This is a genomic window from Streptomyces sp. NBC_01092, assembly GCF_045039535.1.
In the GTDB taxonomy this organism is placed as follows: domain Bacteria; phylum Actinomycetota; class Actinomycetes; order Streptomycetales; family Streptomycetaceae; genus Streptomyces.
The window spans coordinates 4,443,746-4,468,839 of the sequence record NZ_CP108659.1; the positions used below are offsets into that span (position 1 = coordinate 4,443,746).

A 25,094-nucleotide genomic window follows, 5' to 3' on the forward strand; every position below is an offset into this window, starting at 1 on the left:
CGTTCGGGGGTACCGCGCGGCGGCCGACATGGAACGGCGGGTCCGGGGGTAGAGGCGGCGCGGTCAGCGCTCCCGCGCCGCCTCGATGACCTCGTCCAGCGTGTCGCGGGACCGGACCAGGTCGGCGATCGTGCGGTCGATGCGCTCGCGCTCGGCGGTGAGGTCCTCGACCAGCCGGGGCGTGGCGATGGCGGAGGGGCCGCCGTCGGCGTCCCGCATGCAGGGCAGCAACTGGCCGATCCGGCTGCTGTGCAGCCCGGCGGCGAACAGCTCCTGGATCCGGATGACCCGGTCGACGGCCGCCTCCGCATAGTCGCGATGCCCGCCGGGGGTGCGCTCGGCGCGCAGCAGCCCCTGGGTCTCGTAGTAGCGCAGCGACCGCTCACTCACGCCGGTGCGCCGGGCCAGTTCACCGATCCGCATTCCGCGCCGCCCCCCTTGGTTCCCTGGTCCGTCCGGGCTTGAATCTGACATTGATGTCAACTTCTACGGTACGGCCATGACGCACACGACAGACAGGAACGCAGCCGCCCGATCCCTCCTCGCCCCGGCCCGCCTGGGCCCCCTCCCTCTGCCGAACCACCTCGTCATGGCCCCGCTGACCAGGAACCGAGCGGAACCCGACGGCACCCCCACTCCGCTCATGGCCACCTACTACGCCCAGCGCGCCTCCGCCGGCCTGATCATCGCCGAGGCCTCGACGCCGAACGCGACCGGGCAGACGTATCCGAACATCACGGCGATCCACTCGCCCTCACACGTGGCCGGCTGGCGGCAGGTCACGGATGCCGTGCGGGCGGCCGGCGGCGGCCCGATGTTCCTGCAGCTCCAGCACGGCGGCCGGGTCGGCCACCCCACGACCAGCGGGCTGACGCCTCTCTCGCCCTCTCCCCTGCCGCTCCCGGAGACGATCTTCACGCCCGACGGGCACCGCCCCGCCGTGGTCCCCCGGGAGATGACGGCCGACGACATCCGCGCCACCGTCGCCGACTTCGCGACCGCCGCCCGCAATGCCGTGGACGCCGGCTTCGAGGGTGTCGAGGTGCACTCCGCGAACGGCCATCTCCTGCACCAGTTCCTGGCCGGCAACACCAACCGCCGCACGGATGGCTACGGCGGCTCGGTGGGCGGACGGATCCGGTTCGTGCGGGAGGTCGTCGAGGCGGTCGCGGCCGCGATCGGACCGGAGAAGGTGGGCGTACGGATCTCACCCCGCAACACCGTCAACGGCATCGAGGAGACCGACACCGACACGCTCTACCCGGCGCTCGTGGAAGCGCTGGGCGGGCTCGGGCTCGCCTATCTGCACCTCGTGTACGCCGACCCGGCGGACCCGCTGTTCGGGCGGATCCGGGCCGGCTGGCCGGGCACCCTGATCGCCAACCCGGTGCTCCCCGAGCTGACCACGGACGCGATCGGCGAGGCGTCGGCCCGGCTGCTGGTGGCCGGGGCCGACCTGATCGCCCTCGGCCGTCCGTTCCTGGCCAACCCCGACGTGGTGCGGCGGCTCGCGCTCGGGGCGCCGCTCAACCCGGTGCGGGACCGGTATCTGATGTACACGGGCGGGGCGACCGGCTACACCGACTACCCCGCCCTCGACGATCAGCCGTCCAGTTCCTCGATGGTCGCGTTGGACGGACCCCGCGTCGCCTGAAGGTCCCGGGCCACGTCCTCGGCGGCGCCCAGCACCCGTACCGCGTTCTGCCAGGTCAGCTTGGCCAGGTCGGGCTTCGACCAGCCGCGGTCCAGCAGCTCGGCGATCAGGTTGGGGTAGCCGGAGACGTCGTTCAGGCCGTCCGGGGTGAAGGCGGTGCCGTCGTAGTCGCCGCCGATGCCGAGGTGGTCGACGCCGACGACCTCGCGCATGTGGTCCAGGTGGTCGGCGACGGTGGACACCGTGGCGATCGGGCGCGGGTTGGTCTCCTCGAAGGCGCGGTGCACCTTCATCGCCTCGGCGGTCGTGTCGAGGTGGTGGAAGCCGTGGGCGCGCATGTTCTCGTCGGCGGCGAGCGTCCAGTCGACCGCCGCCTGGAGCACGAACTTCGGCACGAACGTCACCATCGCGACGCCGCCGTTGCCGGGCAGCCGCTCCAGCACGTCGTCCGGGATGTTGCGCGGGTGGTCGCACACCGCGCGGGAGGAGGAGTGGGAGAAGATCACCGGGGCGGTGGAAGCGTCGAGCGCGTCGCGCATCGTCGTGGCCGCCACGTGCGAGAGGTCCACCAGCATGCCCTCGCGGTTCATCTCCCGGACCACCTCGCGGCCGAAGGCGGACAGGCCGCCCACGCCGGGGTCGTCCGTCGCGGAGTCGGCCCACGCGATGTTGTCGTTGTGCGTGAGCGTCATGTAGCGGACACCCAGCGCGTACAACGCGCGTAGCGTGGCAAGGGAGTTGGCGATGGAGTGCCCGCCCTCCGCGCCCATCAGGGAGGCGATACGGCCCTCCGCGCGCGCCGCCTCCATGTCCGCGGCCGTCAGCGCCGGGCGCAGGTCCTGCGGGTAGCGCGCCAGCAACTGCCGTACGCAGTCGATCTGTTCGAGGGTGGCGCTGACCGCCTTGTCACCGGCGTAGTCCGAGCGGACGTACACGGACCAGAACTGCGCGCCGACGCCGCCCTCGCGCAGGCGGGGGATGTCGGTGTGCAGATGGGCGTCCTGGTGGCCGGCGATGTCGCGGGCGTCGAGGTCGTAGCGGACCTGTTCGCGCAGCGCCCAGGGCAGGTCGTTGTGGCCGTCGACGACCGGGAAGTCGCGCAGGAGTTCCCGGGCTGCCTCCAGGGAGGTCATCGGCGTCACTTCCCCGAGCCGAAGCCGAAGCCGCTCGCGCCCTCTACCTTGGCGCGCAGGCGCTTGCCCTTCTCGGTGGCCTGGTCGTTCAGGTCCTGCTGGAACTCCCGCATCCGCTGGAGCAGGTCCTCGTCGTGGGCGGCGAGGATACGGGCGGCGAGCAGTCCGGCGTTGCGGGCGCCGGCGACGGAGACGGTGGCCACGGGCACGCCGGCCGGCATCTGCACGATGGACAGGAGGCTGTCCATGCCGTCGAGGTACTTCAGCGGGACGGGGACGCCGATGACCGGCAGCGGCGTGACGGACGCGAGCATGCCGGGCAGGTGGGCGGCACCTCCCGCGCCGGCGATGATCACCTTCAGCCCGCGCTCGGCCGCCTGCTCGCCGTACGTGACCATCTCGCGCGGCATGCGGTGCGCGGACACGACGTCGACCTCGAATTCGATCTCGAACTCGTCGAGGGCCTGGGCGGCCGCCTCCATGACGGGCCAGTCGGAGTCCGACCCCATGACGATGCCTACAACCGGGCTCATTCGGTAATGGTCCCTCTCAGGTAGCCGGCAGCGTGACGGGCGCGCTCCAGCACGTCGTCCAGGTCGTCGCCGTAGGTGTTGACGTGGCCGACCTTACGGCCGGGTTTTACGTCCTTGCCGTACATGTGGATCTTCAGCTGCGGGTCGCGGGCCATGCAGTGCAGGTACGCGGAGTACATGTCCGGGTAGTCGCCGCCGAGGACGTTGACCATCACGGTCCACCTGGCGCGCGGGCGCGGGTCGCCGAGGGGGAGGTCGAGGACGGCCCGGACGTGGTTGGCGAACTGGGACGTGCTCGCGCCGTCCTGGGTCCAGTGGCCCGAGTTGTGCGGGCGCATCGCCAGCTCGTTGACGAGGATGCGGCCGTCGCGGGTCTGGAACAGCTCGACCGCGAGGTGGCCGACGACGCCGAGTTCCTTGGCGATGGTCAGGGCCATCTCCTCGGCCCTGAGGGCGAGGGCCGCGTCGAGGTCGGGCGCCGGGGCGATCACGGTGTCGCAGACGCCGTTCACCTGCCGGGACTCGACCACCGGGTAGGCGACGGCCTGGCCGTGCGGCGACCGTACGACGTTGGCGGCGAGCTCGCGGACGTAGTCGACCTTCTCCTCGGCGAGGACGGGGACGCCGGCGCGGAACGGGTCGGCGGCCTCCTCGACGGAGTCGACGACCCACACGCCCTTGCCGTCGTAGCCACCGCGGACCGTCTTGAGGACGACCGGGAAGCCGTCGCCCTCTTCCGCGAACGCGGCGACGTCCTGCGGGTCGCTCACGATGCGGTGCCGGGGGCACGGCACACCGATCGCATCGAGCCTCGCGCGCATCACGCCCTTGTCCTGGGCGTGCACAAGCGCGTCGGGGCCGGGGCGGACGGGGATGCCGTCCGCCTCCAGGGCCCTGAGGTGCTCGGTGGGTACATGTTCGTGATCGAAGGTGATCACATCGCACCCGCGGGCGAACTCGCGCAGCGTGTCGAGGTCGCGATAGTCGCCGATGACGACATCGCTGACGACTTGCGCCGCGGAATCCTGCGGGGTGTCACTGAGGAGCTTGAACCTGATGCCCAGCGGGATGCCTGACTCGTGCGTCATACGCGCGAGCTGGCCCCCGCCGACCATGCCGACTACCGGGAACGTCACGCCCCTAGGGTATCGGCCGCTCGGGGGCGACCCTCTTACCGGACTTTTCCGCGTCTCTTCCCGGGCCTGTGAGGACACGCACAGGCAATCGCGAAGGGGGGTGGTTAGCATGGCTGGGTTGACGAAACCGACGACACATCGACCGACAGGAGCCTTCACGACCATGGGACGTGGTTCCTCGGGGCTTCATGCGTCGCCTCCGGTATCCGGCAGTTCAGTACGGCAACGACTCGACCGGCTGGTGCGTGAGGTCGCCAAGTTCGGTGCGGTGGGTGGCGCGGGGCTGCTGGTCAATCTCCTCGTGTTCAACCTGGTGCGGCATGTCACCGACCTCCAGGTGGTGCGGGCGAGCGTCATCGCGACGGTCGTCGCGATCATCTTCAACTACGTCGGCTTCCGGTACTTCACGTACCGCGACCGCGCCAAGAGCCGCCGTACGAAGGAACTGACTCTGTTCCTGCTGTTCAGCGCCGTCGGTCTGGTGATCGAGAACGGTGTCCTGTACGCGGCGACGTACGGCTTCGACTGGGACAGCCCGCTGCAGAGCAACGTCTTCAAGTTCCTCGGCATCGGTATCGCGACGCTGTTCCGCTTCTGGTCGTATCGCACGTGGGTGTTCCGTGCGATGCCCGTGGAGGAGTCGGCGGCTGCAGCGGAATCGTTCCTGGAGCCGCGGGAGCCTGCGGCGCAGGAGCGGCGAGTGGGGCAGCGGGTCGCCTGACACGGCTGTCGCCGTCTGCGGGCGCCGGGAGATCCTCCGGCTGCCCGATGTCTACTCGACCGACGTCTACCTGACCGTCGACCCCGAGTCCTGTGCCTTCTTCGGGGGCTGCGTGCGGGACAGGAACAGGGCTATCACCGGGGGCTTCGTCTGGAGCATTTCCAGGCGGCCGCCGTCGGCCTCTGCCAGGTCCCGGGCGACCGCGAGGCCGATGCCCGTGGAGTTGCGGCCGCTGATGGCGCGCTCGAAGATGCGGGCGCCGAGGTCGGCGGGGACGCCGGGGCCCTCGTCCGTGACCTCGATGACGGCCTGGTTGCCGGTGACACGGGTGCGCAGTGCCACCGTGCCGCCGCCGTGCATGAGGGAGTTCTCGATCAGGGCGGCCAGGACCTGCGCGACGGCGCCCGGTGTGCCGACCGCCTGGAGGTGGCGCTTGCCGGAGCTCACGATGGCCCGGCCCACGCTGCTGTAGGCCGGGCGCCACTCCGCCAGCTGCTGCTGGATGACCTCGTCGAGGTCGAAGGTGACGGCCGAGCCGGTGCGCGGATCGCGGGAGTTGGTCAGGAGCCGTTGGACGACGTCCGTGAGGCGCTCCACCTGCGTCAGTGCGATGGTCGCCTCGTCCTTCACCGTGTCGGGATCGTCGGTGAGGGTGATCTCCTCCAGGCGCATGGAGAGGGCCGTGAGGGGGGTGCGGAGCTGGTGCGAGGCGTCCGCGGCCAGGCGGCGTTCCGCCGTCAGCATGCGGGCGATGCGCTCGGCGGAGGAGTCGAGGACGTCTGCCACTCGGTCCAGCTCCGGGACGCCGTAGCGCTTGTGGCGGGGGCGGGGGTCGCCCGAGCCCAGGCGTTCGGCCGTTTCCGCGAGGTCGGTCAGGGGGGAGGCGAGGCGGTTCGCCTGGCGCACGGCCAGCAGCACCGCCGCGATCACGGCCAGGAACGCCACCGCCCCGATGATCAGCAACGTACGGCCGACCTCCCGCGTCACCGACGAGCGCGGCTCCTGCACGGTGACCGTCTCGCCCTCCTCGCCGGTCTCCGTGGCGCTGATGACGTCACCGGTGGGCTTGGTGCCCACCTCGATCACCGGCTTCTGCGGGATCCGGATCTCGGCGTAGCGGTCGCCCTGGATCTGGTCCCGCAGCACCTTGGCGTCCACGGTCTCTTCCCCGAGCAGCCGGCTGTCCACGATGCTGGCGAGCCGTACGGCCTCGGTGTCCACCCGCTCCTGTGCGGTGCTGGTGATCGTCCGCGTCTCGACGATCACGAGTGACACGCCGAAGACGGCGATCACGACGAGAACGACGGCGAGGGTGGACTGGATCAGTCGGCGGCGCATGTCCTGTTACTTGTCCGTAGGGCCGGTGGGCTCGGCTGGGCTCAGCTCTTCTCGAAGCGGAAGCCCACGCCTCGCACCGTCGCGATGTAGCGGGGGTTCGCCGCGTCGTCGCCCAGCTTCTTGCGCAGCCAGGAGATGTGCATGTCGAGCGTCTTGGTCGACGACCACCAGGTCGTGTCCCAGACCTCCCGCATCAGCTGGTCCCGGGTCACCACCCGGCCGGCGTCCCGCACCAGCACCCGCAGCAGGTCGAACTCCTTCGCCGTGAGCTGGAGCTCCTCGTCCCCCATCCACGCCCGGTGCGACTCGACGTCGATCCGGACGCCGTGGGTGGCCGGCGGCTGCTGGGGCTCGGCGGCGCCGCGGCGGAGCAGGGCCCGGACCCGGGCGAGCAGCTCGGCCAGGCGGAACGGCTTGGTGACGTAGTCGTCGGCGCCCGCGTCCAGGCCCACGACGGTGTCCACCTCGTCGGCGCGCGCGGTCAGGATGAGGACCGGCACGGTGTGGCCCTCGGCACGCAGTCGCCGGGCCACCTCCAGGCCGTCCATGCCGGGCAGGCCGAGGTCCAGCACGACCAGATCGATACCGCCCTGCATTCCCGCGTCGAGCGCGGTGGGGCCGTCCTCGCGCACCTCGACCTCGTACCCTTCCCGGCGCAGTGCGCGGGCCAGCGGCTCCGAAATGGACGCGTCGTCCTCGGCGAGCAGTACTCGGGTCATGAGGTGATGGTAGTCCGCCCATGACAAGAGCTGGAGTGTGATCGGCCGCCCGGATTCTCACCGGCCCCTGGCGTGACTCTTACCTTCGCCTGCTCTGGTACAGACCTATGCCGATGAAGTGCGATCCTGGAGAGGACCTTGGAAAGGGTGTCCGCGGTTCCATCGACACCTGTGATCCCAGTCTCAAGTCCTTCCATTTCAGGCAGTGTCCTGACGTATGGTGAATCTACGCCCGTAGCACTACGGGGACCTTCGGCGCACTTGACGCTGAGGGTCTCTTTTGTGTGCGGGACCGGCGCTCACCGGTCCCGAATGGAATGACCTGTGGCCGGGCCCCCGAAGGCGGGGGCGTGGATCCCGACGGTCGCCGTCATCCCCTCCGTGATCCGGAGCGGACTGCCCCTGGGCGTGGGGTGGACGGACGTGTCCGCCGGTGCCGGCCGCCCCCCACCGGGCGCGTGAACGTTCTACGTCGGTGCGCGTCCCGACCAGCAAGGATCGACCATGGCGTCAAGCCTGACGAAGGACTCGGCCCGCCCGGGCACCCCCGGCTCCGAGAAGACCTTCTTCGGCCACCCCCGCGGCCTGGCCACTCTCTTCATGACCGAGATGTGGGAGCGTTTCTCCTACTACGGCATGAGGGCACTGCTCCCGCTGTACCTGGTCGCTCCGGGCGGCCTGCACCTCAACCCGGCGACGGCCACCGCGATCTACTCGGTCTACGTGTCGATGGTGTACCTGCTCGCCATGCCCGGCGGCTGGTTCGGCGACCGGGTCTGGGGCCCGCGCAAGACCGTCACCGTGGCCGGCTGCATCATCATGCTCGGCCACCTCACACTGGCCCTGCCGTCCTCCGGCACGTTCTACGCCGGCCTCGGCCTGGTCGCGATCGGTTCGGGTCTGCTGAAGGCCAACATCTCCACGATGGTCGGCCAGCTCTACGACGGGCCGTCCGACGCCCGCCGCGACGGTGGCTTCACGGTCTTCTACATGGGCATCAACCTCGGTGCCTTCGCCGCGCCGCTGATCATCGGCACCATCGGTGAGAGCGTCAACTGGCACCTGGGCTTCGCGCTCGCCGCGCTCGGCATGGCGCTCGGCCTCGTCCAGTTCCTGATCGGCTCGCGCCACCTGGCGGAGCGCTCCAGCGTCGTCCCCACTCCGCTGTCCGCCGAGGAGAAGTCCTCGACCCTGCGCAAGGCGGCCATCTGGGCCGGTATCGCGGTCGTCTTCTACGCGATCGTCGGCATCTCCGGCAGCTACACGCTGAACTGGGTCCTCGTCCCGCTGACCCTGCTCGGCGTGATCATCCCGACGATGGTCCTGGTCCGCATCAAGCGCGACAAGGACCTGGACCGTGCCGAGCAGTCGAAGATGTCCGCGTACATCTGGTTCTTCGTGGCCGCGGCCGTGTTCTGGATGATCTACGACCAGGGCGGCTCGACCCTGTCGATCTTCGCCGACGGTTCCGCCGAGAACAGCGTCCTCGGCTGGGACTTCCCGGTCTCCTGGTACCAGTCGGTCAACCCGGTCCTGATCATGGCGCTGGCCCCGGTCTTCGCCTGGTTCTGGCTGGCGCTGAACCGGCGCGGCAAGGAGCCGAGCACGATCGTGAAGTTCGGCTCGGGTCTGGTCCTGGTCGGCGCGTCCTTCTTCCTCTTCCTGGCCCCGCTGTCGATCGCCGAGGGCGGTCACAAGGCGGCCGCGATGTGGCTGGTGGCGATCTACTTCACGCAGACCGTCGGTGAGCTGCTGCTCTCCCCGGTGGGCCTGTCGGTCACGACGAAGATGGCGCCCGCGAAGTACGCCTCGCAGATGATGGGCGTCTGGTTCCTGGCCGTCACCGCGGGTGACGCCACGACGGGTCTGCTCTCCATCGCCGGTGTCGACCTGAACAAGACGAACATCGTGGCCCTGGAGGCGACGCTCGCCGTCCTCGCCGGTGTCGCGGTGTGGATGTACCGCAAGAAGGTCAAGGAGCTCATGGGCGACGTCCGCTAGCGCGGGGCTTGAGCCGAACGGGGCCGCTGCAACCTCCCCGGGTTGCGGCGGCCCCGTCGGTTTTCCGACCGTGCGCCCGCGCGGCGGAGCCGCAGATTGATACAGCCCCGCGCCCCTGAAGATCTCAGCGCGTCCTGCGCCTCGGCATGAACGTGAACACCGCTCCCCCGAGCAGCAGTGCCGTGCCCGCCACCAGGCCCAAGGCCTTCAGGGCGTCATGCTCCTCCGCGCCCGTCGCCGCCAGCCCGCCGTTCGTCGACGAGCCGCCGGCGGAGCCTCCCGCCGAACCGCCGCCGGACGCCCCGCTCGCCTGCTCGCTCGTGTCCAGGGTCAGGGAGACCTCCGACTTGGCGGGGGTGCAGGTCGTCGTCGTGCCCAGAGCCTTGATCGTCAGGACGCCCGGGGAGAGGGTCGACTCGCCGCTCGCGCCCGGCTTGTACGTGCCCGTGAGGTCGGGGATCTCGATCGGCTCGCCCGCCTTGATGTCCTCGGAGTTGGTCGGGCCCTCGACATGGACGGTGCCCTTGTCGGCGCCGCCGAGGGCGACCTCCATGGACGGCTTGACCGAGTCCTTGGGGATGTCGGCGGGGCTGTCCATCACCGACTTCTTGAACTGGACCGTCAGGTCGAAGCTCCCGCCGTTCTTCTTGGCGTTGATCTGGACCGGCGAGGTCGCCTCCTTGTCGCCGATGGGCGTCTTGCACTTGTAGGGGACCTGGACCTCCTTGCCGGTGAAGTCGCTCTGGCCGCCGCCACCGCCCCCGGCCGCGCCACCGGTGCTCGTACCGCCGTCGTCCCCGCCCGTCTCGCTCTCACTCGGCGTCGGGCCGGAGGATCCGGTCGGCAGGCCGGTCGGCACGCTCGTCGGGAGCGTCGGGATCACCGTCGGCAGGCCGCCCGTCGTACCGCCCGAGCTTCCGCCGGCGTCCGTCACCTTGATCGTCGCCGCCTGCTTCACCGTCTCCTTGGGCGTGCACTTGGTGTCCGTGGAGATCGGCTTGTTGACGTTGATGTTGTACGCGTCCGGCGTCAGCGTCACCTCGCCCGGCGCCGTCAGCTTCAGCTTGCCCTTCATGTCGGACAGCTTCATGTCGCTGTTCTTGGGGATCGGCGGGTTCTCCCGCGGGCCCTGCATGGCGATGTCCCCGGTCTGCGCGCCGGCCGCCTTCAAGGTGCCCGTCGGCTGGACCGTGTTCGCCTCCAGGTCGAGGATGTTCGGGTTCTTCGACGCCGCCTGGACGAACTTCCAGACGACCTCCACCTCGTCGCCGACCTTCGCCTCGGCGGGCGCGGTGATCTCCACCTTCGTCGTGCCCTGGACCGGCGGCAGCCCGGAGATGGCGGGCGGGATGCACTCGGTCGCGTACGCCACCTCCGCCGCCTGGGCGGTCCCGGCGGACACGCCGAGCAGGACGCCCGCACCGCCGAGCATCAGGGCGACGCCCGCCGCACTCACTCTGCGGGGGCGGGCCGGTGTGACTCTCCTTCGCTTGCTCACGTGGATCCCTTCCAGGTCTGAGTCGGGGGACTCGTCGGGCTGTCGTCGTGCGGTGCGGAGAGCCGACCGGCCGTGCCCGGATCGCTGTCCGGTGCGAACCACGGCAGGGTCGATGAGGGGGAGGCCGCGTGCCTCGCCTCTTCCCGGGGCCGCAGCCCCGGCAGGCGCAGGGCGACCTCGGGCAGGCGCAGGCCCCTGCGGCGGGCCGACTTTCGCGGCCGTACCCGGTCCACCACCGCCATCCCGACCCGGAACAGCGCCGCCGGTACGACCAGACAGACCAGGATCCAGAACAGCGTCACGCCCCAGGGCCGGCCCACGCCCCAGGGCTGCTCGGCCATCACCTTGCCGCCGTACTTCAGGGAGACGGTGTAGTCGCCGTGCGCCCCGGCGGCGAGCTCCACCGGCAGCTCGATGCGTGCCTTGCGGCCCGGCTGGATCGTGCCGCGCCACTGCTGTTCCTCCCACTGCGGGGCGAACACGCCGTGGGAGGTGCCGACCTGGAAGACCGGGTTCTTGACGGCGGAGGTGCCGACGTTGCCGACCGTGAAGACGAGCGTGCGGGCCGGCGGGGCGCCGAACCAGGTGAGCAGGCCGCCGGAGCCGTCCAGCCGGGTGTCCGTGAGGACCGACAGGCGTCCGCCCGCCGACTCCGCGGGCAGCGGCTCGACCGCGTGTCCGGCGACCTGGAAGATCGCGTCGGCCTCGGCCTTCGCCCCGGTCACCGTCGCCACGTGCACGACGCACGGGCACGGCACGGGCGGCTCGGCCACGGGCAGCTTGCGGCTGAAGCGGCCCGCGGCGTCCGTCGTCACGGCCCTGCCGTCCGCGTTGGCACAGGAGTTGGTGCCGCCGGTCACCCCGGTCGACGGCACGGACTGGCCGCAGATCAGGAGCATCAGCAGCGCGCGGGGCCGCCAGCCGCTGCCGGTCACGGTGACCGAGCCGCCCGTCCCCGCCTGGGACTTGGACAGCTTCACGGCGGGCGGGCCGTCGGCCGCCGACGCGCTCACGGCCGCCATCGGCGGCAACAGCAGCGCCAGTACCGCCACCAGCGCCGGAATCCGCACCCTGCCGCTCACGTCCCCACTCCCGTCAACTCCGGCTGCCGCCAAGGCCGTTCGGCTTCGCTCGCCTCGCCGCCGTTCGGCCCCCGCCGCCTTCGGCGTCGTACGGCGAAGAGGGCGCCCGCCGCCGCGAGCGCCCCCGCGGCCCCCGCCACCGCGCCCCACGGCACGAACCGCACCGACGCCTGCGCGGTGTCGGCCGCCCCGCCCGCCGCCGTCACCGTCAGCCGCAGGTCGGCCGCGTCGAGCGCGGGCCGGTCGGGCCAGGGCTCGGTGAGCCGGGTGCGGCTGCCCGGGGGCAGGTCGACGGGCAGGGGGCGCGGGGCGCGGTCGAGGAGGCGGCCGAAGACACCGTCGGCGCGCACCGCGAGGCTCGGAGCGATGGCGGTCGTACCCCTGTTGACCAGCTCGTATGTGATGCCGTCGGCATTCACCGCCACATGCTCGACGGTCAGCGCGGACAGCTCCGGGCCGGTGACGCGCAGGCGGAGCGGGACGGTCTGCGCGCGGCCGTCGGTGTCCCGGGCGACGATCCCGCCCGCGCGGTCACCGGGGGCCGTGCCCGTCGGGACGCTCACCGTGAACGGGACCTCGGCACGGGTGCGGGCCGGGATCCGCACCCGGCTCTCGGCGAAGGCGATCGGCACGCCGGTGCCGGTCAGCCGTACGGTGACCGGCTCGGCGCCGCGGTTCGTCACGGACACCGTGTCCTGCTGGACCGTCCCGGGCCCGCCCTCGGTGTAGAAGGACGGGCGCCCGCCCCCGGAGGGCGCGACGAGCCAGGCATCGGCGGCGGTCGCCGTGGGGGCCACCGCCAGCAGGGACACAAGCAGCAGGGGCAGACACAGGACACGGGCGGCTGACGACATCGGCGGCTCCAGCGCTGTCATACGGGGGCGTTCAGCGGCGTGCTGTCTGCCCCCTGCGCGTCAGCCACAGCGCGCCCGCCGCACCCGCGAGCAGGACCGTGCCGCCCAGGGTGCCGAGGGCGATCGCCGAGTCCTCGGGGCCGGTCTGCGGGAGCTCGTCGCCCGAGCCGGAGCCGCTCTGGGGTCCGCCGTCGGCCCCGCCGCCGCCCGCCGCCGTCACGTCAAGGCTCAGCGACGGCTTGGGGCTGTTGGCCGGCGTGCAGGTGGTGGTCGTGCCGAGGGCCTTGATGGTGAGGATGCCCGCAGTGAAGGTGACCTTGCCGGTCTTCTTCGGGGTGTACGTGCCCGTCAAGTCGTTGATCTTGATGGGGGTGTTGGCGGGAATGGCCTCCTGGTTGGCGGGGCCGGTCACGTTCATGGTGCCGCTGTCGGCGCCGCCCAGCTTGATGGTGGCGCTCGGGCTCATCGCACCTTTGCCCAGCTCGACCGGGCTGGACGAGACGCCCTTCTGCCACGACATGGTGATCTTGTACCCGCTGCCGCTCTTGACGCCCTTGATGTCGATGGGCGAGACGGCGCTCTTGTCGCCGATCGGCGTCTTGCAGGCGTAGTTGACGTCGACGACCTCGGCCCTGGCCGCGGGGGCGGCCATCAGCACCGCCGAGCCGGCCAGGGCCGCGACGGTCGCGAGCGCGGCGGTTCGCTTCTGCTTCGACACGGTCCCCTCATTCCTGACGGCATATCAGATCGGCCGTCAAGGTACGCCCGGGGCCCCGAGGAAGGAAGACACGGTGCACACCGGAGTTGTGGCGATCCGGCGTGCACCGAGTGGAGGGGGTGACCCCCGGTACTGCATGCTCCCGGGGGACAACCCCCGGACCCCCAGCAGAAAAACAGGTCGGCCGACGTGACCGGTGCGGTCATCGCGAGGCAACCCGAGTAACTCAAGGTCAGGCCGCACCCAGCACCTCGGGCAACCCCCACCGCCACAGCGCCTCCGGCACGGCCACGGTCCCGTCCGCCCGCTGGTGCTGCTCCAGGATCGCGGGCACGAGCCGGCTGGTGGCGAGGCCCGAGGCGTTGAGGGTGTGGACGTACGCCGCCTTGCCGCCGCCGGCCGGGCGGTACCGGATGGCGCCGCGTCTCGCCTGGTACTCACGGGCGTTCGACACCGAGCTGACCTCGGCATACGCGCCGAGGCTCGGCAGCCAGACCTCCACGTCGTAGGTCTTGGCCTGCGCGGGGCTGGTGTCCCCGGCGGCGAGCTTGGTGACCCGGTGGTGGAGCCCGAGCCCGGCGACCAGCTCCTCGGCGCGGGCGAGCAGTTCGAGGTGCGCGGCGTCCGAATCCCCGGGCTTCGCGAACTGGAACAGCTCCACCTTGTTGAACTGGTGCCCCCGCAGCGTCCCGCGGTCCGCCGTCCGGTGGCTGCCGCTCTCCCTGCGGTAGCAGGGCGTGTAGGCGACGTACCGGCGCGGCAGGTCCCGCTCGTCGAGCGTCTCGCCGCGATGGAGGTTCACCAGGGCGGTCTCGGCGGTGGGCAACAGGAAGCGGTCGTCCACGCGGTAGACCTCGTCGGCGAACTTCGGGAACTGCCCGGCCGTGTACCCGGCCTCGTACGTCAGCAGATGCGGGGGCAGCACGAACTCGTAGCCTGCCCGGCGATGGGCGTCCAGGAAGTGGTTGAGCAGCGCCCACTCCAGGGCGGCGCCCTCGCCGCAGTAGATCCAGTGGCCGTTCCCGGCGAGGGCCGTGCCCCGCTGGTAGTCGATCAGGCCGAGCTCCTGGGCGAGGCGGACGTGGTCGCGGGCCGGGAAGGCGAAGGCGGGCGGGGCGCCCACGCTCCGCAGGACCTCGTTGTGCTCCTTGCCGCCCGCCGCCACGTCGTCGTCCGGGAGGTTGGGCAGGGCGTCGAGGAACTCCTGATGGCGGGCGGCGAGCCCGGCGAGGCCCGCCTCGGCCTCGGCGAGCCGCTCGGCCTGGGCCTTGGCCTCGGCCCGCAGCTCGTCCGCGGGGTCGTCGGTACGGCGTCGTACGTCGATCCCGGCCGAGATCCGCCGCCGCTCGCCGCGCAGCCGCTCCACGGCGGCGCGCGCCTCACGGAACTCGTCGTCGAGGGCGAGGAAGGCCGGGATGTCGGCGTCGGCGCCGCGTTTACGCAGGCCGGCGCGGACCTGGTCGGGGTGCTGTCGAATGAGGGTGACGTCGAGCATGGCGCTCTGCTCCGTCCGGTCGACCGGAGCGGCAGGGTCCGCCCCGGGGTGGTCCCTCGGGGCGTGGGCGAGAGGGTGCTCGCGGTGCCACCACGCCTTCATCGCCGTACGACGACCGTAGGGGCCGTACGACGATCTCGTCGGGCCCGATGACGGGGGCCGGCCGGCGGGGCATTTCCTCCCCGCACTCGGGAGTGGATTCACCAGGGACGCGAGGCCGCCTTCACAGCGATGGGCGGCTCTCTCGGCTCGCGGACCCGGCTACTTGTCTCCGTCAGCGCGTTGCAGGGAGCGTAGAGCAGCCTCTCGGCAGGGCGGAACCGATTTTCCACCGTGTCGGGAGGGGCGCCCTACGCCGGAGCGCCCAGCTCCGCCCACACCGTCTTGCCCGCGACGCCGGGCGTCCGCATGACGCCCCAGTCCAGGCACAGCCGCTGCACGATGAACATGCCGTGGCCGCCGGGACGCCCCGCGCGGTGCGGGGTGCGGGGTGCGGGCTGGCCGGTGCCCTTGTCGGTGACCTCGATGCGGATCACCTTGTTGTCGCAGGCGATCCACATCTCGTCCGGTCCCTCGGCATGCAGGCAGGCGTTGGTGACCAGCTCGGAGACCACGAGCAGCACGTCCTCGGCGGCGGCCCGCTGGTCCGCGGTGGCCGCGGGCATCCAGCCCCAGGCGTACAGCGCCTGCCGGGCGAAGTCGCGGGCGAGCGGGACGACCCCGCTGCGGCCCTCGAAGTCCAGCCGGCGGACCTGACGCCCCGCGGACGCCTCTGCGGACTCCTCGGGCCCCAGGGACGGCACGGCGCCCCCGTCGGACGCTCCCGCCGCCGACGCGTCCCGCTCGGCGGCCCCCGTCCCCGGCACGCCCCCCTCGGACGCCCCGGAAGCGCCGCTGGGCTCACGGCCGCGGTCGCCCGGCGAGAAAGGCCGGGTGGTGCTCATCAGCGCTTCACCTCACCGATTCACCAGTTCAACATTCACACGATTCACAAATCAGTACGCAGAGTCAGTACGTAGGTACATGCCCTTGCCTGATACGTCGGTCACAATCCCCACCCCCGGTGGCCGACATCACAGCCGACAGGTTCAGGGTGTCTCCTGCCCGAGCCTGCCGAGGGAACACCCCTGTATTCGGGCCGAATGATGTGACGTCTGATGCAGCGCCGGACGCCAGGGGTCAGCCCGAGCCGTCGGCCCCGTCCGCCAGGGCGTCTGCCAGCGAGTCGTGGACCGTGAAGACCGCCTCGGCCCCCGTGATCTCGAACACGCGGGCGACTACGGGCAGCATGCCCGCGAGATGCACCCCGCCACCGGCGGCTTCCGCCTTCAGCCGCGCCCCGAGCAGCACGTTCAGCCCTGTGGAGTCACAGAACTCGAGCCGCGAGCAGTCGACGACCAGTCGGCTGAAGCCTTTGTCGAGGCAGTCCTCAAGTGGCTCACGCAACAAATCGGCGGTGTGGTGATCCAACTCACCCGCCGGGGTCACGACGGCACTGGAGCCCTCTTCCCGCACCTCGACCAGAAGTCGGCCAGACTGTGCGCTGCCGACGGTCCCGCGGTCCATGCCGTCTCTCACTCCCGACGTCGTGGCTGCTGACTGACGCTCTCGAACACTACGCCTTCCCTACGTCCCCCAACACCCGAACATCCACACAGAATCGGACATTTCGGACCAGAGCGCACTTGCGGTGGGCTCCGGAAAGCGGGTAGGGCTAGTAGAGACACGTAACCGACTCGGCCGGCTTGGAGGCGCCGCACACCGCAGTGCACCGACAGGCTTCGGCAGCCATATGCCGAGAACGATGGAGGACATCATGTCACCCCGGCTCGACGCATCGCATACCCAGAACGCGACGTCGGCATCCCTACCGGAACATCTGGATCCCATCGAGCGCAGCAGCGACATGGTTCCCGAACAAGGCTTCGAACAGGGCCTCGATCAGGACGACGCACTCGCCGGACTTCCGGACATCCCGCCGTACGACGAGGTGGGGCCGGTGGACGCGCGGGCCCTGTCCAAGACCCTCTTCGAGCGGCTGGAGTCGCTGGAGGAAGGGACCCACGAGTACTCGTACGTCCGCAACACGCTCGTCGAACTCAACCTCGCGCTGGTCAAGTTCGCCGCCTCCCGCTTCCGCTCGCGCAGCGAGCCGATGGAGGACATCATCCAGGTCGGCACCATCGGCCTGATCAAGGCGATCGACCGCTTCGAGCTCAGCCGCGGCGTGGAGTTCCCCACCTTCGCGATGCCCACCATCATCGGCGAGATCAAGCGCTTCTTCCGCGACACGTCGTGGTCGGTGCGAGTGCCGCGCCGGCTTCAGGAGCTCCGGCTCGACCTGGCCAAGGCCGGTGACGAGCTGGCCCAGAAGCTGGACCGCGCCCCGACGGTGGCGGAACTGGCCGAGCGGCTGGAGCTGACCAGGGACGAGGTCGTCGAGGGCATGGCGGCGTCGAACGCCTACACCGCCTCCTCGCTGGACGCCCAGCCGGAGGAGGACGACGCCGAGGGCGCGCTGGCCGACCGGATCGGCTACGAGGACCACGGCATCGAGGGCATCGAGTACGTCGAGTCCCTGAAGCCGCTCATCGCCGAACTCCCGCCCCGGGACCGGAAGATCCTCTCCCTGAGGTTCGTCGCGGGCCTGACGCAGTCGGAGATCGGCGAGGAACTGGGCATCTCCCAGATGCATGTGTCGCGCCTGTTGTCGCGGACGCTGATCCGGCTCAGAAAGGGCCTGACGGTCGAGGAATGACCGGCCGGGGGCCTCTCCTCCCCCGTGCTGACGTGCACTGTGCCCGGTGCCCCGCCGAATTCGTCGGCGGGGCACCGGGCACAGTGCGTACGGATCTTTCACCGACAGCTCACGGGTTACCCACAGAAACCCTTTCCCCACGGCTTCCCTTCCTCCACTATGAGCCGTCATACCCGCCGGTAGGTCAGGACTCCGAGCGGGTCGCAAGGCTGCGAGGAGGCGGCGCAATGGCTCGGGCCGACGACGACAGGGATCGTGGCCGTGAGGAGGGTGGTCACGGGGTCCACGCGGGCGCGTCCGACGCACGGCTCACCGAACTGCTGCGCGCCGACACGGCCACCGCGTACACGGCGCTCCAGGAGCTGCGCGCCCGCCATCACGCGCATGTCCTCGCCTACGCCCGGCTGTGCACCCCGAACGACTCCACGGCACGGCAGTTGGCGGCCCAGGCGTTTGCCCTGGCGGCCCGTCAGACGGCGCGCGGCATCGACCCCGGCGTGCCCTGGCGGCACCAACTCCTGCTGCTGACCGCCCGGCTGGCCGGAACCTGGGCGATGGACGAGCGGGCTGCGGGCCTGGACCCGGGACTGCTGCTCGTGCTGAACACGGCCGGCCCCGCGGGCCCGGTGCCGCCCATGCTCACGGCGTTCCAGTCCCTGCCGCCGCGCACCCAGGGCCTGATCTGGTACGGCGTCGTGGAGGGGGAGCCGGTGGAACGGACCGCTTCCCTGCTCGGCCTCACCCGCGAGGACGTCACGTACGGCACGGACCCGGCGCTCCAGCAGCTGTCCCGGGCCTGCCTGCGGGCCCGCCTCGCCGCCTCCGACGACCCGGACTGCCCCGACTTCGGCCGCCTCATCGAGGAGTCCGTACGGCCGGACAGCCCCCGCGGCAGCGCCGACCTGCACGCCCACATGGCGCGTTGCGCGCACTGCACGACGGCGTACGAGGAGCTGTCGGCGCTGCGGGACACACCGCGCACGGCGCTGGCGGAGGGGCTGCTGCCGTGGGGCGGGACGGGGTATGCGGCGCGGGGCGCGGCTGAACGGGAGGCCACGGGCCGTACGGCGCAAGGGCGTTGGCCGCAGCAGCATCGGCCGGCGGATCGCCGCCGGGTCGTGCTGGTGTCGGCGGCGCTCGGGGTGGCGCTGCTGCCGCTGGTGGCGTTCCTGGTGGCGCAGGGCGGATCGCCTGCGCAGGATCCGGTGGGAGCGGCGAGCTCGCCGGTGAGCGTGCCACCGGTGGCGGTGACCGTGACGGCCACCGTCTCGGCGACGCCGTCGGCCTCCCCCTCGCCGTCACCGTCGCCGTCGCGCAGTTCCAAGTCCCCGTCCCCCACGAAGAGTGCGACGCCGACGAAGACGGCACGTCCGAAGCCGACGCCCTCCCCCACCCGGCCGCCGGGCGGCACGTTCGCCCAGGTGGTGAACGTCGGCTCGGGGCTCTGCCTGGATGTGGGGGGCGCCTTCTTCAACGGGTCCGATGTGGTCACGGCTCCCTGCGGTTCGTCCGCGACGCAACGCTGGCGCGTCGACACGTCCCGCGACGTCCTCCAGTCGGCCGCCGATCCCGACTTCTGCCTGGACAGCCGGGGTTCGACGGACCGCGGCGTCGGAATCTGGACGTGCGACTCCGTTCATGGGTCCAACGGGCAGAACCTGATGTTCCTGGTGGACGACTACGGGATGATCCGGCCCGCCATCGCCATCGACACGGTCGTGACACCGGCCGGCGGCGCCGGGGACGGGCTGTCGCTGGAGTCGGTGAGCGGGAGTGCGGGGCAGCGCTGGCGGGCCGGGGCCGCCTGATCAGACCTCGCGCACGCCGCTCCGCCACACCTCGCTGACCAGCGGGACGCCCGGCCGGTAGGCCAGGTGGACATGGCTCGGTGCGTCGAGCAGGAGCAGGTCCGCGCGGGCGCCCGGGGTGAGGCGGCCGATGTCGGCGCGGCGCAGGGCCGCCGCGCCGCCCGCCGTGGCGGACCAGACCGCCTCGTCCGGGGTCATCCCCATGTCCCGTACCGCGAGCGCGACGCAGAACGGGACGGAGGAGGTGAACGACGAGCCCGGGTTGCAGTCGGTGGACAGGGCGACCGTGACGCCCGCGTCCAGCAGGCGGCGGGCGTTCGGCCACTCGGCGCGGGTGGAGAACTCGGCGCCGGGGAGCAGGGTGGCGACCGTGTTGCCGCTGGCCAGGGCGTCGACGTCCGCGTCCGTGAGGTGGGTGCAGTGGTCGGCGCTGGCGGCGTCGAGTTCGACCGCGAGCTGGACGCCGGGGCCGTAGGAGAGCTGGTTGGCGTGGATGCGCGGGTGCAGCCCCTTCGCCTTGCCCGCCGTGAGGATCGCGCGGGCCTGGTCGCCGTCGAAGGCGCCCTTCTCGCAGAAGACGTCGATCCAACGGGCGTACGGGGCACAGGCGTCGAGCATCTCGCCGGTGACGAGGGCGACATAGGCCGCCGGGTCCTCGGCATAGTCCGGCGAGACGATGTGGGCGCCGAGGTAGGTGACCTCGTCGGTGTGGGCGGCGGCGATGCGCAGGGCGCGGGCCTCGTCCTCGACCGTCAAGCCGTAGCCGGACTTGGTCTCGAAGGTGGTGGTGCCCTGGCGCAGGGCCTCGCGGAGATAACGGGTGAGGTTGGCTTCGAGGTCCTCGTCGCTCGCCGCCCGGGTGGCCGCGACCGTCGTGCGGATGCCGCCCGCGCTGTACGCCCGCCCCGACATCCGGGCGTTGAACTCCTGCGTCCGGTCGCCCGCGAAGACGATGTGCGAGTGGGAGTCCACGAAGCCCGGGATCACCGCCCTGCCACCGGCGTCGACCCGATTGTCAGTGGCGGGTGCTTTGCTTTGATCACCGGTCCACGCGATGCGGTCGCCCTCGATGACGACGGCCGCGTCCTGGACCAGTCCGAGGGGGGATCCGTCACCGGAGGAGGGGTCGTTGGTGACCAGGGCGGCGATGTTGGTGATGAGCGTGCTGGCGGTGCTCGCGGAGTGGGCGGGGCTGACGGTCGTCGCGTTGCTCATGGCGTCCTTGGTTGCCTGGTCGGCGGTGGGGTCGGGTTCGGGGGCGGAGGCGGGCCGCGCGGGTGGGCGGCCCCTTGTCATCCGCGCAGGGCTGCGACGGCGTCCGCGAGGGCCTTCGGCACATCCGGTACGAGGGTGTGGACCCCGTCCCGTACGACGTGCCGACCTCCCACGACCGTATGCGACACGTCTGCTGCCGACGCGGCGAATACGGCCGTCTCGGCCCCGAGCCGCGCGAGCGGCCCTGCCGTCCTGACCGAGTCGAGCGCGATCGTGGTGAAGTCGGCGAGCGCACCGGCCTCCAGGGTGCCCGCGTCCTCCCAGCCGAGGGCCGCGTGGCCGTCGGCCGAGGCCGCCCGCAGCAGGGCCGCGGCCGTCCAGTGACCCCGGGTGCGGGTGCGCAGGCGCTCGTTGAGCTCCATCGCGCGCGCCTCTTCGAGCAGGTCGATCACGGCGTGGCTGTCGGAGCCGAGGGAGAGCGGTGAGCCCTCGTTCTGCAGGGCGACGGCCGGCCCGATGCCGTCCGCGAGGTCCCGCTCGGTGGTCGGGCACATACAGGTGCCGGTGCCGCTGCCGCCGATGAGGGAGATGTCCTCGGCGGTGAGGTGGGTGTTGTGGACGCCGGTGGTGCGCGGTCCGAGGATGCCGTGCAGGGCGAGGAGCTGGGTCGGGGTGCAGCCGTGGACCTCCAGGCACGCCTCGTTCTCGGCGGTCTGCTCGGACAGGTGCACATGGAGCGGGGCGCGCCGCTCCTCGGCCCACCGCGCCACGGTCTCCAACTGGTCGGCGGGCACGGCCCGTACGGAGTGGACCGCCGCGCCGATCCGTGCGTGATCCCGTTCCTTGAGAAGTGAAGAGCGTTCGGCCCAGGCCTCGGCGTCGCCGTCGGAGAAGCGGAGCTGGTGGCTGGTGGGCGCCTGCCCGAAGCCGGAGGAGAGGTAGGCGGTGTCGAGGAGGGTGATGCGGATACCGGCTTCGGCGGCGGCCGCGATGAGGGCCTCGCCCATCGCGTTGGGGTCGGCGTAGGGGATGCCACCCGGCGCGTGGTGGAGGTAGTGGAACTCGCCCACCGAGGTGATGCCCGCCAGCGCCATCTCTGCGTACACGGCGCGGGCGAGGGCGTGGTAGGTCTCGGGGGTGAGCCGGCCGGCCGTGGCGTACATGACCTCGCGCCAGGTCCAGAAGGTGCCGGAGCCGACCTGGACGGTGCCGCGCAGGGCGCGGTGGAAGGCATGGCTGTGCGCGTTCGCCAGACCGGGGAGGGTGAGACCGCGCAGGATCTCGGCGCCGGGGGGCGGGGTGGGGACGTCGGTGCGTACGGCGGCGATGCGGCCTTCGCGTACGTCCAGGGCGACGCCCGGCTCGACGTAGGTGTCGAGCCAGGCGTGCTCCAGCCAGTAGGTCTTCGATGTCACCTGCGGGCCAGCCCTTCCAGTACGTCGGCGAGTGCGAGGACCCCGGCCACGCAGTCGTCCTCGGCGGCGAACTCGGCCGGGGAGTGCGAGACACCCGTGGGGTTGCGTACGAACAGCATGGCGGTCGGGATGCGCCCGGAGAGGATTCCGGCGTCGTGTCCGGCCCCGGTCCCCAGGACGGGCACGGTGAGGTCGGTGGCCTTGCCCAGGATGCGGCCCAGTTCGTCGCGCAGGGCGTGGTCGAACTCGACGACGGGCGTGAAGGACTCGCGCACGATGTCGAGGTCGATGCCGTGCGCGTCCGCGTACTGGCGGGCCGCCTTCTCGATGCCGCCGACGACGGTGTCGAGACTCGTCTGGTCCTCGGCCCGGGAGTCGAGCCAGCCGCGCACCAGGGAGGGGATGGCGTTGACGCCGTTGGGCTCGACGGCGATCTTGCCGAAGGTGGCGACGGCGCCGGCGAGTTCGGCCTCGCGTCGGGCGGCGAGCACGGTCTCGGCGTAGGTCAGCATGGGGTCGCGCCGGTCCACGAGACGGGTGGTGCCCGCGTGGTTGGCCTCGCCCCGGAAGTCGAACCGCCACCGGCCGTGCGGCCAGATGGCGCTGGCGATGCCGACCCGGTCACCGGACAGGTCCAGCGCCCGGCCCTGCTCGACGTGCAGCTCGACGAAGGCACCGATGCGGTCGAGCCGCTCGGGGTCGGCGCCGATGGTGTCGGGGTCGTATCCGGCGGCCTCCATGGCCCGGGGCAGGCTGACGCCGTCGCCGTCGGTCAGCTTGTGGGCGCCCTCGACGGTGAGCTGTCCTGCGGTGAGCCGCGACCCGACGCAGGCGAGCCCGAACCGGGCGCCCTCCTCGTCGCCGAAGTTGACGATGGCGAGGGGCCTCGCGAGGTCCGCGCCCCGGCCGCGCAGTTCGTCGAGCGCGGCGAAGGAGGAGACGACACCCAGGGGCCCGTCGAAGGCGCCCCCGTCCGGCACGGAGTCGAGATGCGACCCGGTGACGACGGCGTCCCCGGCGGCGGGGTCCCCGAGCCAGGCCCACTGGTTGCCGTTGCGGTCGACCTCGTAGCCGAGCCCGCGGCTCTCGGCCTGGTCCTTGAACCAGGCCCGGCAGTCGAGGTCGGCGCCGGTCCAGGCGAAGCGCCGGTAGCCGTGGGAGTCGGGGTGCCGGCCGATGGGGAGGAGCTCGCGCCACATCTCGTGGAACGAGCTGCCGGTCGGGCCGGCGGTCCGCACGGACTGTGGACCGCCGGGCTCACCTTGGTGCTGGGTCACGCGTCGTCACCCTCGCGCATCGGAACCCGCACGCCGCGCTCGTCCGCAACCGACTCCGCGATGTCGTAGCCCGCGTCCACGTGCCGGATGACACCCATCCCGGGGTCGTTCGTCAGCACCCGCCGGATCTTCTCCCCGGCCAGCTTCGTGCCGTCGGCCACCGTCACCTGCCCGGCGTGGATGGACCGCCCCATCCCGACGCCGCCACCGTGGTGGAGGGACACCCACGACGCACCGGACGCCACGTTCACCATGGCGTTCAGCAGCGGCCAGTCGGCGATCGCGTCCGACCCGTCGAGCATCGCCTCGGTCTCGCGGTAGGGAGACGCCACCGAACCGCAGTCGAGGTGGTCGCGCCCGATCGCCAGCGGCGCGGCCAGCTCTCCGCTCGCCACCATGTCGTTGAAGCGCTCGCCCGCCTTGTCCCGCTCGCCGTAGCCGAGCCAGCAGATGCGCGCGGGCAGGCCCTGGAAGTGGACCCGCTCGCCGGCCAGCTTGATCCAGCGGGCGAGGGACTCGTTCTCCGGGAAGAGGTCGAGGATCGCCTTGTCGGTCTTGGCGATGTCGGCCGGGTCGCCGGAGAGGGCGGCCCAGCGGAAGGGGCCCTTGCCCTCGCAGAAGAGGGGGCGGATGTAGGCGGGGACGAACCCGGGGAAGGCGAACGCCCGGTCGTATCCGGCGAGTTGGGCCTCGCCGCGGATAGAGTTGCCGTAGTCGAAGACCTCGGCGCCGGCGTCCATGAAGCCGACCATGGCCTCGACGTGCGTGGCCATCGCCTCGCGGGCCCTGGTGGTGAAGCCCGCCGGGTCCTTGGCGGCGGCATCGGCCATGTCCTCGAAGGCGACGCCCAGCGGCAGATACGCCAGCGGGTCGTGGGCGGACGTCTGGTCCGTCACGATGTCGATGGGCGCGCCCATCGCGAGGAGCTGCGGGACCAGCTCGGCGGCGTTGCCGAGGACGCCGATGGACAGCGGGCGGCGGGCGTCGCGGGCCTCGGTGGCCAGCTGGAGCGCGTGGTCGAGCGAGTCGGCCTTCACGTCCAGGTAGCGGTGCTCGATGCGGCGCTCGATGGCGCGCGGGTCGCAGTCGATGCAGATCGCGACGCCGTCGTTCATGGTCACGGCGAGCGGCTGGGCGCCGCCCATGCCGCCGAGGCCGGCGGTGAGGGTGATCGTCCCGGCGAGGGTGCCGTTGAACTTCTTCGCGGCGACGGCGGCGAAGGTCTCGTAGGTGCCCTGGAGGATGCCCTGGGTGCCGATGTAGATCCAGGAGCCGGCCGTCATCTGGCCGTACATGGTGAGGCCGAGGGCCTCCAGGCGGCGGAACTCCTCCCAGTTGGCCCAGTCGCCGACCAGGTTGGAGTTGGCGATGAGGACGCGCGGGGCCCACTCGTGGGTCTGCATGACGCCGACGGGGCGGCCGGACTGGACGAGCATCGTCTCGTCCTGCTTCAGGGTCCGCAGCGTACGGACCATGGCGTCGAAGGAGCGCCAGTCGCGGGCGGCCTTGCCGGTGCCGCCGTAGACGACGAGCTTGTCGGGGTGCTCGGCGACCTCGGGGTCGAGGTTGTTCTGGAGCATCCGCAGGGCGGCTTCCTGCTGCCATCCCAGGGCACTCAGTTCCGTACCGCGCGGCGCTCGGACGGGGCGGGGTCCTGACATGGTCTGCCTCCCAGCGGACTGTGACTGCGAACTGTTGAGGTTGATATTCACATCCTGGCCGCCTGAATAGAGCTAGTC

At 71.5% G+C, this 25,094-nt stretch carries 22 protein-coding genes; 5 read left to right on the forward strand and 17 right to left on the reverse strand.

Annotated features, from left to right (window positions below; translation table 11 throughout):
- Window positions 1-63 precede the first annotated feature (63 nt).
- Entirely contained in the window at window positions 64-423 is a 360-nt protein-coding gene (locus OG254_RS19905; protein ID WP_351194407.1) for a MerR family transcriptional regulator, read from the reverse strand.
- 76 nt (window positions 424-499) lie between these two features.
- On the opposite strand from OG254_RS19905, the gene OG254_RS19910 reads away from it, so the two are divergent.
- Complete coding sequence (locus tag OG254_RS19910; RefSeq protein WP_405583549.1) at window positions 500-1,654, forward strand: alkene reductase; 1,155 nt, start codon at window positions 500-502, stop codon at window positions 1,652-1,654.
- On the opposite strand, the gene OG254_RS19915 is transcribed toward OG254_RS19910, so the two are convergent.
- The 3 genes from OG254_RS19915 to OG254_RS19925 are packed head-to-tail and all read right to left on the reverse strand — an operon-like array spanning window position 1,603 to window position 4,456.
- Complete coding sequence (locus tag OG254_RS19915; protein ID WP_351194410.1) at window positions 1,603-2,787, reverse strand: dipeptidase; 1,185 nt, start codon at window positions 2,785-2,787, stop codon at window positions 1,603-1,605. The genes OG254_RS19910 and OG254_RS19915 overlap by 52 nt on opposite strands.
- A gap of 5 nt (window positions 2,788-2,792) precedes the next feature.
- The gene (gene purE, locus OG254_RS19920; protein WP_351194412.1) at window positions 2,793-3,320 is read right to left on the reverse strand and encodes a 5-(carboxyamino)imidazole ribonucleotide mutase; all 528 of its coding nucleotides are present in this window, start codon (window positions 3,318-3,320) and stop codon (window positions 2,793-2,795) included.
- Entirely contained in the window at window positions 3,317-4,456 is a 1,140-nt protein-coding gene (locus tag OG254_RS19925; RefSeq protein ID WP_405583552.1) for a 5-(carboxyamino)imidazole ribonucleotide synthase, read from the reverse strand. The genes purE and OG254_RS19925 overlap by 4 nt, the downstream gene beginning before the upstream one ends.
- A gap of 163 nt (window positions 4,457-4,619) precedes the next feature.
- Here OG254_RS19925 and OG254_RS19930 point away from each other — a divergent pair, with 163 nt between their 5' ends.
- Complete coding sequence (locus OG254_RS19930) at window positions 4,620-5,177, forward strand: GtrA family protein (protein WP_405583554.1); 558 nt, start codon at window positions 4,620-4,622, stop codon at window positions 5,175-5,177.
- Between the two features lie 66 nt (window positions 5,178-5,243).
- Here OG254_RS19930 and OG254_RS19935 read toward each other — a convergent pair whose 3' ends face one another.
- Window positions 5,244-6,515, reverse strand: coding sequence for an ATP-binding protein (locus tag OG254_RS19935; protein ID WP_405583556.1), 1,272 nt, complete (start codon window positions 6,513-6,515; stop codon window positions 5,244-5,246).
- Window positions 6,516-6,556: 41 nt separating this feature from the next.
- Entirely contained in the window at window positions 6,557-7,234 is a 678-nt protein-coding gene (locus tag OG254_RS19940) for a response regulator transcription factor (protein ID WP_107905766.1), read from the reverse strand.
- A 504-nt stretch (window positions 7,235-7,738) separates the two neighbouring features.
- Here OG254_RS19940 and OG254_RS19945 point away from each other — a divergent pair.
- Window positions 7,739-9,235, forward strand: a complete 1,497-nt coding sequence (locus OG254_RS19945; RefSeq protein ID WP_405583558.1) for an oligopeptide:H+ symporter — start codon at window positions 7,739-7,741, stop codon at window positions 9,233-9,235.
- A 124-nt stretch (window positions 9,236-9,359) separates the two neighbouring features.
- Here OG254_RS19945 and OG254_RS19950 read toward each other — a convergent pair whose 3' ends face one another.
- The 7 genes from OG254_RS19950 to OG254_RS19980 all read right to left on the reverse strand — a co-directional run bounded on the left by OG254_RS19950 (window position 9,360) and on the right by OG254_RS19980 (window position 16,448).
- Window positions 9,360-10,667 (reverse strand): hypothetical protein, encoded by a 1,308-nt coding sequence (locus tag OG254_RS19950; RefSeq protein WP_405595091.1) that lies wholly within the window; start codon window positions 10,665-10,667, stop codon window positions 9,360-9,362.
- A gap of 62 nt (window positions 10,668-10,729) precedes the next feature.
- Window positions 10,730-11,815, reverse strand: a complete 1,086-nt coding sequence (locus tag OG254_RS19955; protein ID WP_405583560.1) for a hypothetical protein — start codon at window positions 11,813-11,815, stop codon at window positions 10,730-10,732.
- Window positions 11,812-12,669: a hypothetical protein gene (locus OG254_RS19960; RefSeq protein ID WP_405583562.1), complete on the reverse strand. Its 858-nt coding sequence runs from the start codon at window positions 12,667-12,669 to the stop codon at window positions 11,812-11,814. Before OG254_RS19960 ends, OG254_RS19955 begins: the two co-directional genes overlap by 4 nt.
- 31 nt (window positions 12,670-12,700) lie before the next feature.
- On the reverse strand, window positions 12,701-13,387 hold the full coding sequence (locus OG254_RS19965; protein WP_405583564.1) for an LPXTG cell wall anchor domain-containing protein: 687 nt from the start codon (window positions 13,385-13,387) through the stop codon (window positions 12,701-12,703).
- Window positions 13,388-13,619: 232 nt separating this feature from the next.
- Window positions 13,620-14,984, reverse strand: coding sequence for a serine--tRNA ligase (gene serS, locus OG254_RS19970; RefSeq protein WP_405583566.1), 1,365 nt, complete (start codon window positions 14,982-14,984; stop codon window positions 13,620-13,622).
- Window positions 14,985-15,232: 248 nt separating this feature from the next.
- Entirely contained in the window at window positions 15,233-15,826 is a 594-nt protein-coding gene (locus OG254_RS19975) for an ATP-binding protein (RefSeq protein ID WP_405583568.1), read from the reverse strand.
- A 235-nt stretch (window positions 15,827-16,061) separates the two neighbouring features.
- Window positions 16,062-16,448 carry an STAS domain-containing protein gene (locus OG254_RS19980; RefSeq protein ID WP_405583570.1) on the reverse strand — a complete coding sequence of 129 codons (387 nt, stop codon included), beginning with the start codon at window positions 16,446-16,448 and terminating at the stop codon, window positions 16,062-16,064.
- A gap of 238 nt (window positions 16,449-16,686) precedes the next feature.
- Between OG254_RS19980 and OG254_RS19985 the strand changes: the two genes are divergently transcribed.
- Window positions 16,687-17,640, forward strand: a complete 954-nt coding sequence (locus tag OG254_RS19985; RefSeq protein WP_351194429.1) for an RNA polymerase sigma factor SigF — start codon at window positions 16,687-16,689, stop codon at window positions 17,638-17,640.
- Between the two features lie 227 nt (window positions 17,641-17,867).
- Window positions 17,868-19,448, forward strand: coding sequence for an RICIN domain-containing protein (locus OG254_RS19990; RefSeq protein ID WP_405583573.1), 1,581 nt, complete (start codon window positions 17,868-17,870; stop codon window positions 19,446-19,448).
- On the opposite strand, the gene hutI is transcribed toward OG254_RS19990, so the two are convergent.
- The 4 genes from hutI to hutU form a co-directional block, all read right to left on the reverse strand.
- Complete coding sequence (gene hutI / locus OG254_RS19995) at window positions 19,449-20,744, reverse strand: imidazolonepropionase (RefSeq protein ID WP_405583575.1); 1,296 nt, start codon at window positions 20,742-20,744, stop codon at window positions 19,449-19,451.
- The gene (locus OG254_RS20000) at window positions 20,741-22,078 is read right to left on the reverse strand and encodes a formimidoylglutamate deiminase (RefSeq protein ID WP_405583577.1); all 1,338 of its coding nucleotides are present in this window, start codon (window positions 22,076-22,078) and stop codon (window positions 20,741-20,743) included. Before OG254_RS20000 ends, hutI begins: the two co-directional genes overlap by 4 nt.
- Window positions 22,075-23,277 (reverse strand): allantoate amidohydrolase, encoded by a 1,203-nt coding sequence (locus OG254_RS20005; RefSeq protein ID WP_351194640.1) that lies wholly within the window; start codon window positions 23,275-23,277, stop codon window positions 22,075-22,077. Before OG254_RS20005 ends, OG254_RS20000 begins: the two co-directional genes overlap by 4 nt.
- A gap of 74 nt (window positions 23,278-23,351) precedes the next feature.
- Window positions 23,352-25,016, reverse strand: a complete 1,665-nt coding sequence (gene hutU, locus OG254_RS20010) for a urocanate hydratase (RefSeq protein WP_351194435.1) — start codon at window positions 25,014-25,016, stop codon at window positions 23,352-23,354.
- Window positions 25,017-25,094: the final 78 nt, after the last annotated feature.

What these genes read in the sequence shown, in the direction of transcription:
- OG254_RS19905 (WP_351194407.1), bottom strand. Translation starts at nt 423, where the DNA reads ATGCGGATCGGTGAACTGGCCCGGCGCACCGGCGTGAGTGAGCGGTCG.
- OG254_RS19910 (WP_405583549.1), top strand. Translation starts at nt 500, where the DNA reads ATGACGCACACGACAGACAGGAACGCAGCCGCCCGATCCCTCCTCGCC.
- OG254_RS19915 (WP_351194410.1), bottom strand. Translation starts at nt 2,787, where the DNA reads ATGACCTCCCTGGAGGCAGCCCGGGAACTCCTGCGCGACTTCCCGGTC.
- purE (WP_351194412.1), bottom strand. Translation starts at nt 3,320, where the DNA reads ATGAGCCCGGTTGTAGGCATCGTCATGGGGTCGGACTCCGACTGGCCC.
- OG254_RS19930 (WP_405583554.1), top strand. Translation starts at nt 4,620, where the DNA reads ATGGGACGTGGTTCCTCGGGGCTTCATGCGTCGCCTCCGGTATCCGGC.
- OG254_RS19935 (WP_405583556.1), bottom strand. Translation starts at nt 6,515, where the DNA reads ATGCGCCGCCGACTGATCCAGTCCACCCTCGCCGTCGTTCTCGTCGTG.
- OG254_RS19940 (WP_107905766.1), bottom strand. Translation starts at nt 7,234, where the DNA reads ATGACCCGAGTACTGCTCGCCGAGGACGACGCGTCCATTTCGGAGCCG.
- OG254_RS19945 (WP_405583558.1), top strand. Translation starts at nt 7,739, where the DNA reads ATGGCGTCAAGCCTGACGAAGGACTCGGCCCGCCCGGGCACCCCCGGC.
- OG254_RS19950 (WP_405595091.1), bottom strand. Translation starts at nt 10,667, where the DNA reads ATGCTCGGCGGTGCGGGCGTCCTGCTCGGCGTGTCCGCCGGGACCGCC.
- OG254_RS19960 (WP_405583562.1), bottom strand. Translation starts at nt 12,669, where the DNA reads ATGTCGTCAGCCGCCCGTGTCCTGTGTCTGCCCCTGCTGCTTGTGTCC.
- serS (WP_405583566.1), bottom strand. Translation starts at nt 14,984, where the DNA reads ATGAAGGCGTGGTGGCACCGCGAGCACCCTCTCGCCCACGCCCCGAGG.
- OG254_RS19975 (WP_405583568.1), bottom strand. Translation starts at nt 15,826, where the DNA reads ATGAGCACCACCCGGCCTTTCTCGCCGGGCGACCGCGGCCGTGAGCCC.
- OG254_RS19980 (WP_405583570.1), bottom strand. Translation starts at nt 16,448, where the DNA reads ATGGACCGCGGGACCGTCGGCAGCGCACAGTCTGGCCGACTTCTGGTC.
- OG254_RS19985 (WP_351194429.1), top strand. Translation starts at nt 16,687, where the DNA reads ATGGAGGACATCATGTCACCCCGGCTCGACGCATCGCATACCCAGAAC.
- OG254_RS19990 (WP_405583573.1), top strand. Translation starts at nt 17,868, where the DNA reads ATGGCTCGGGCCGACGACGACAGGGATCGTGGCCGTGAGGAGGGTGGT.
- hutI (WP_405583575.1), bottom strand. Translation starts at nt 20,744, where the DNA reads ATGACAAGGGGCCGCCCACCCGCGCGGCCCGCCTCCGCCCCCGAACCC.
- OG254_RS20005 (WP_351194640.1), bottom strand. Translation starts at nt 23,277, where the DNA reads ATGTGGCGCGAGCTCCTCCCCATCGGCCGGCACCCCGACTCCCACGGC.
- hutU (WP_351194435.1), bottom strand. Translation starts at nt 25,016, where the DNA reads ATGTCAGGACCCCGCCCCGTCCGAGCGCCGCGCGGTACGGAACTGAGT.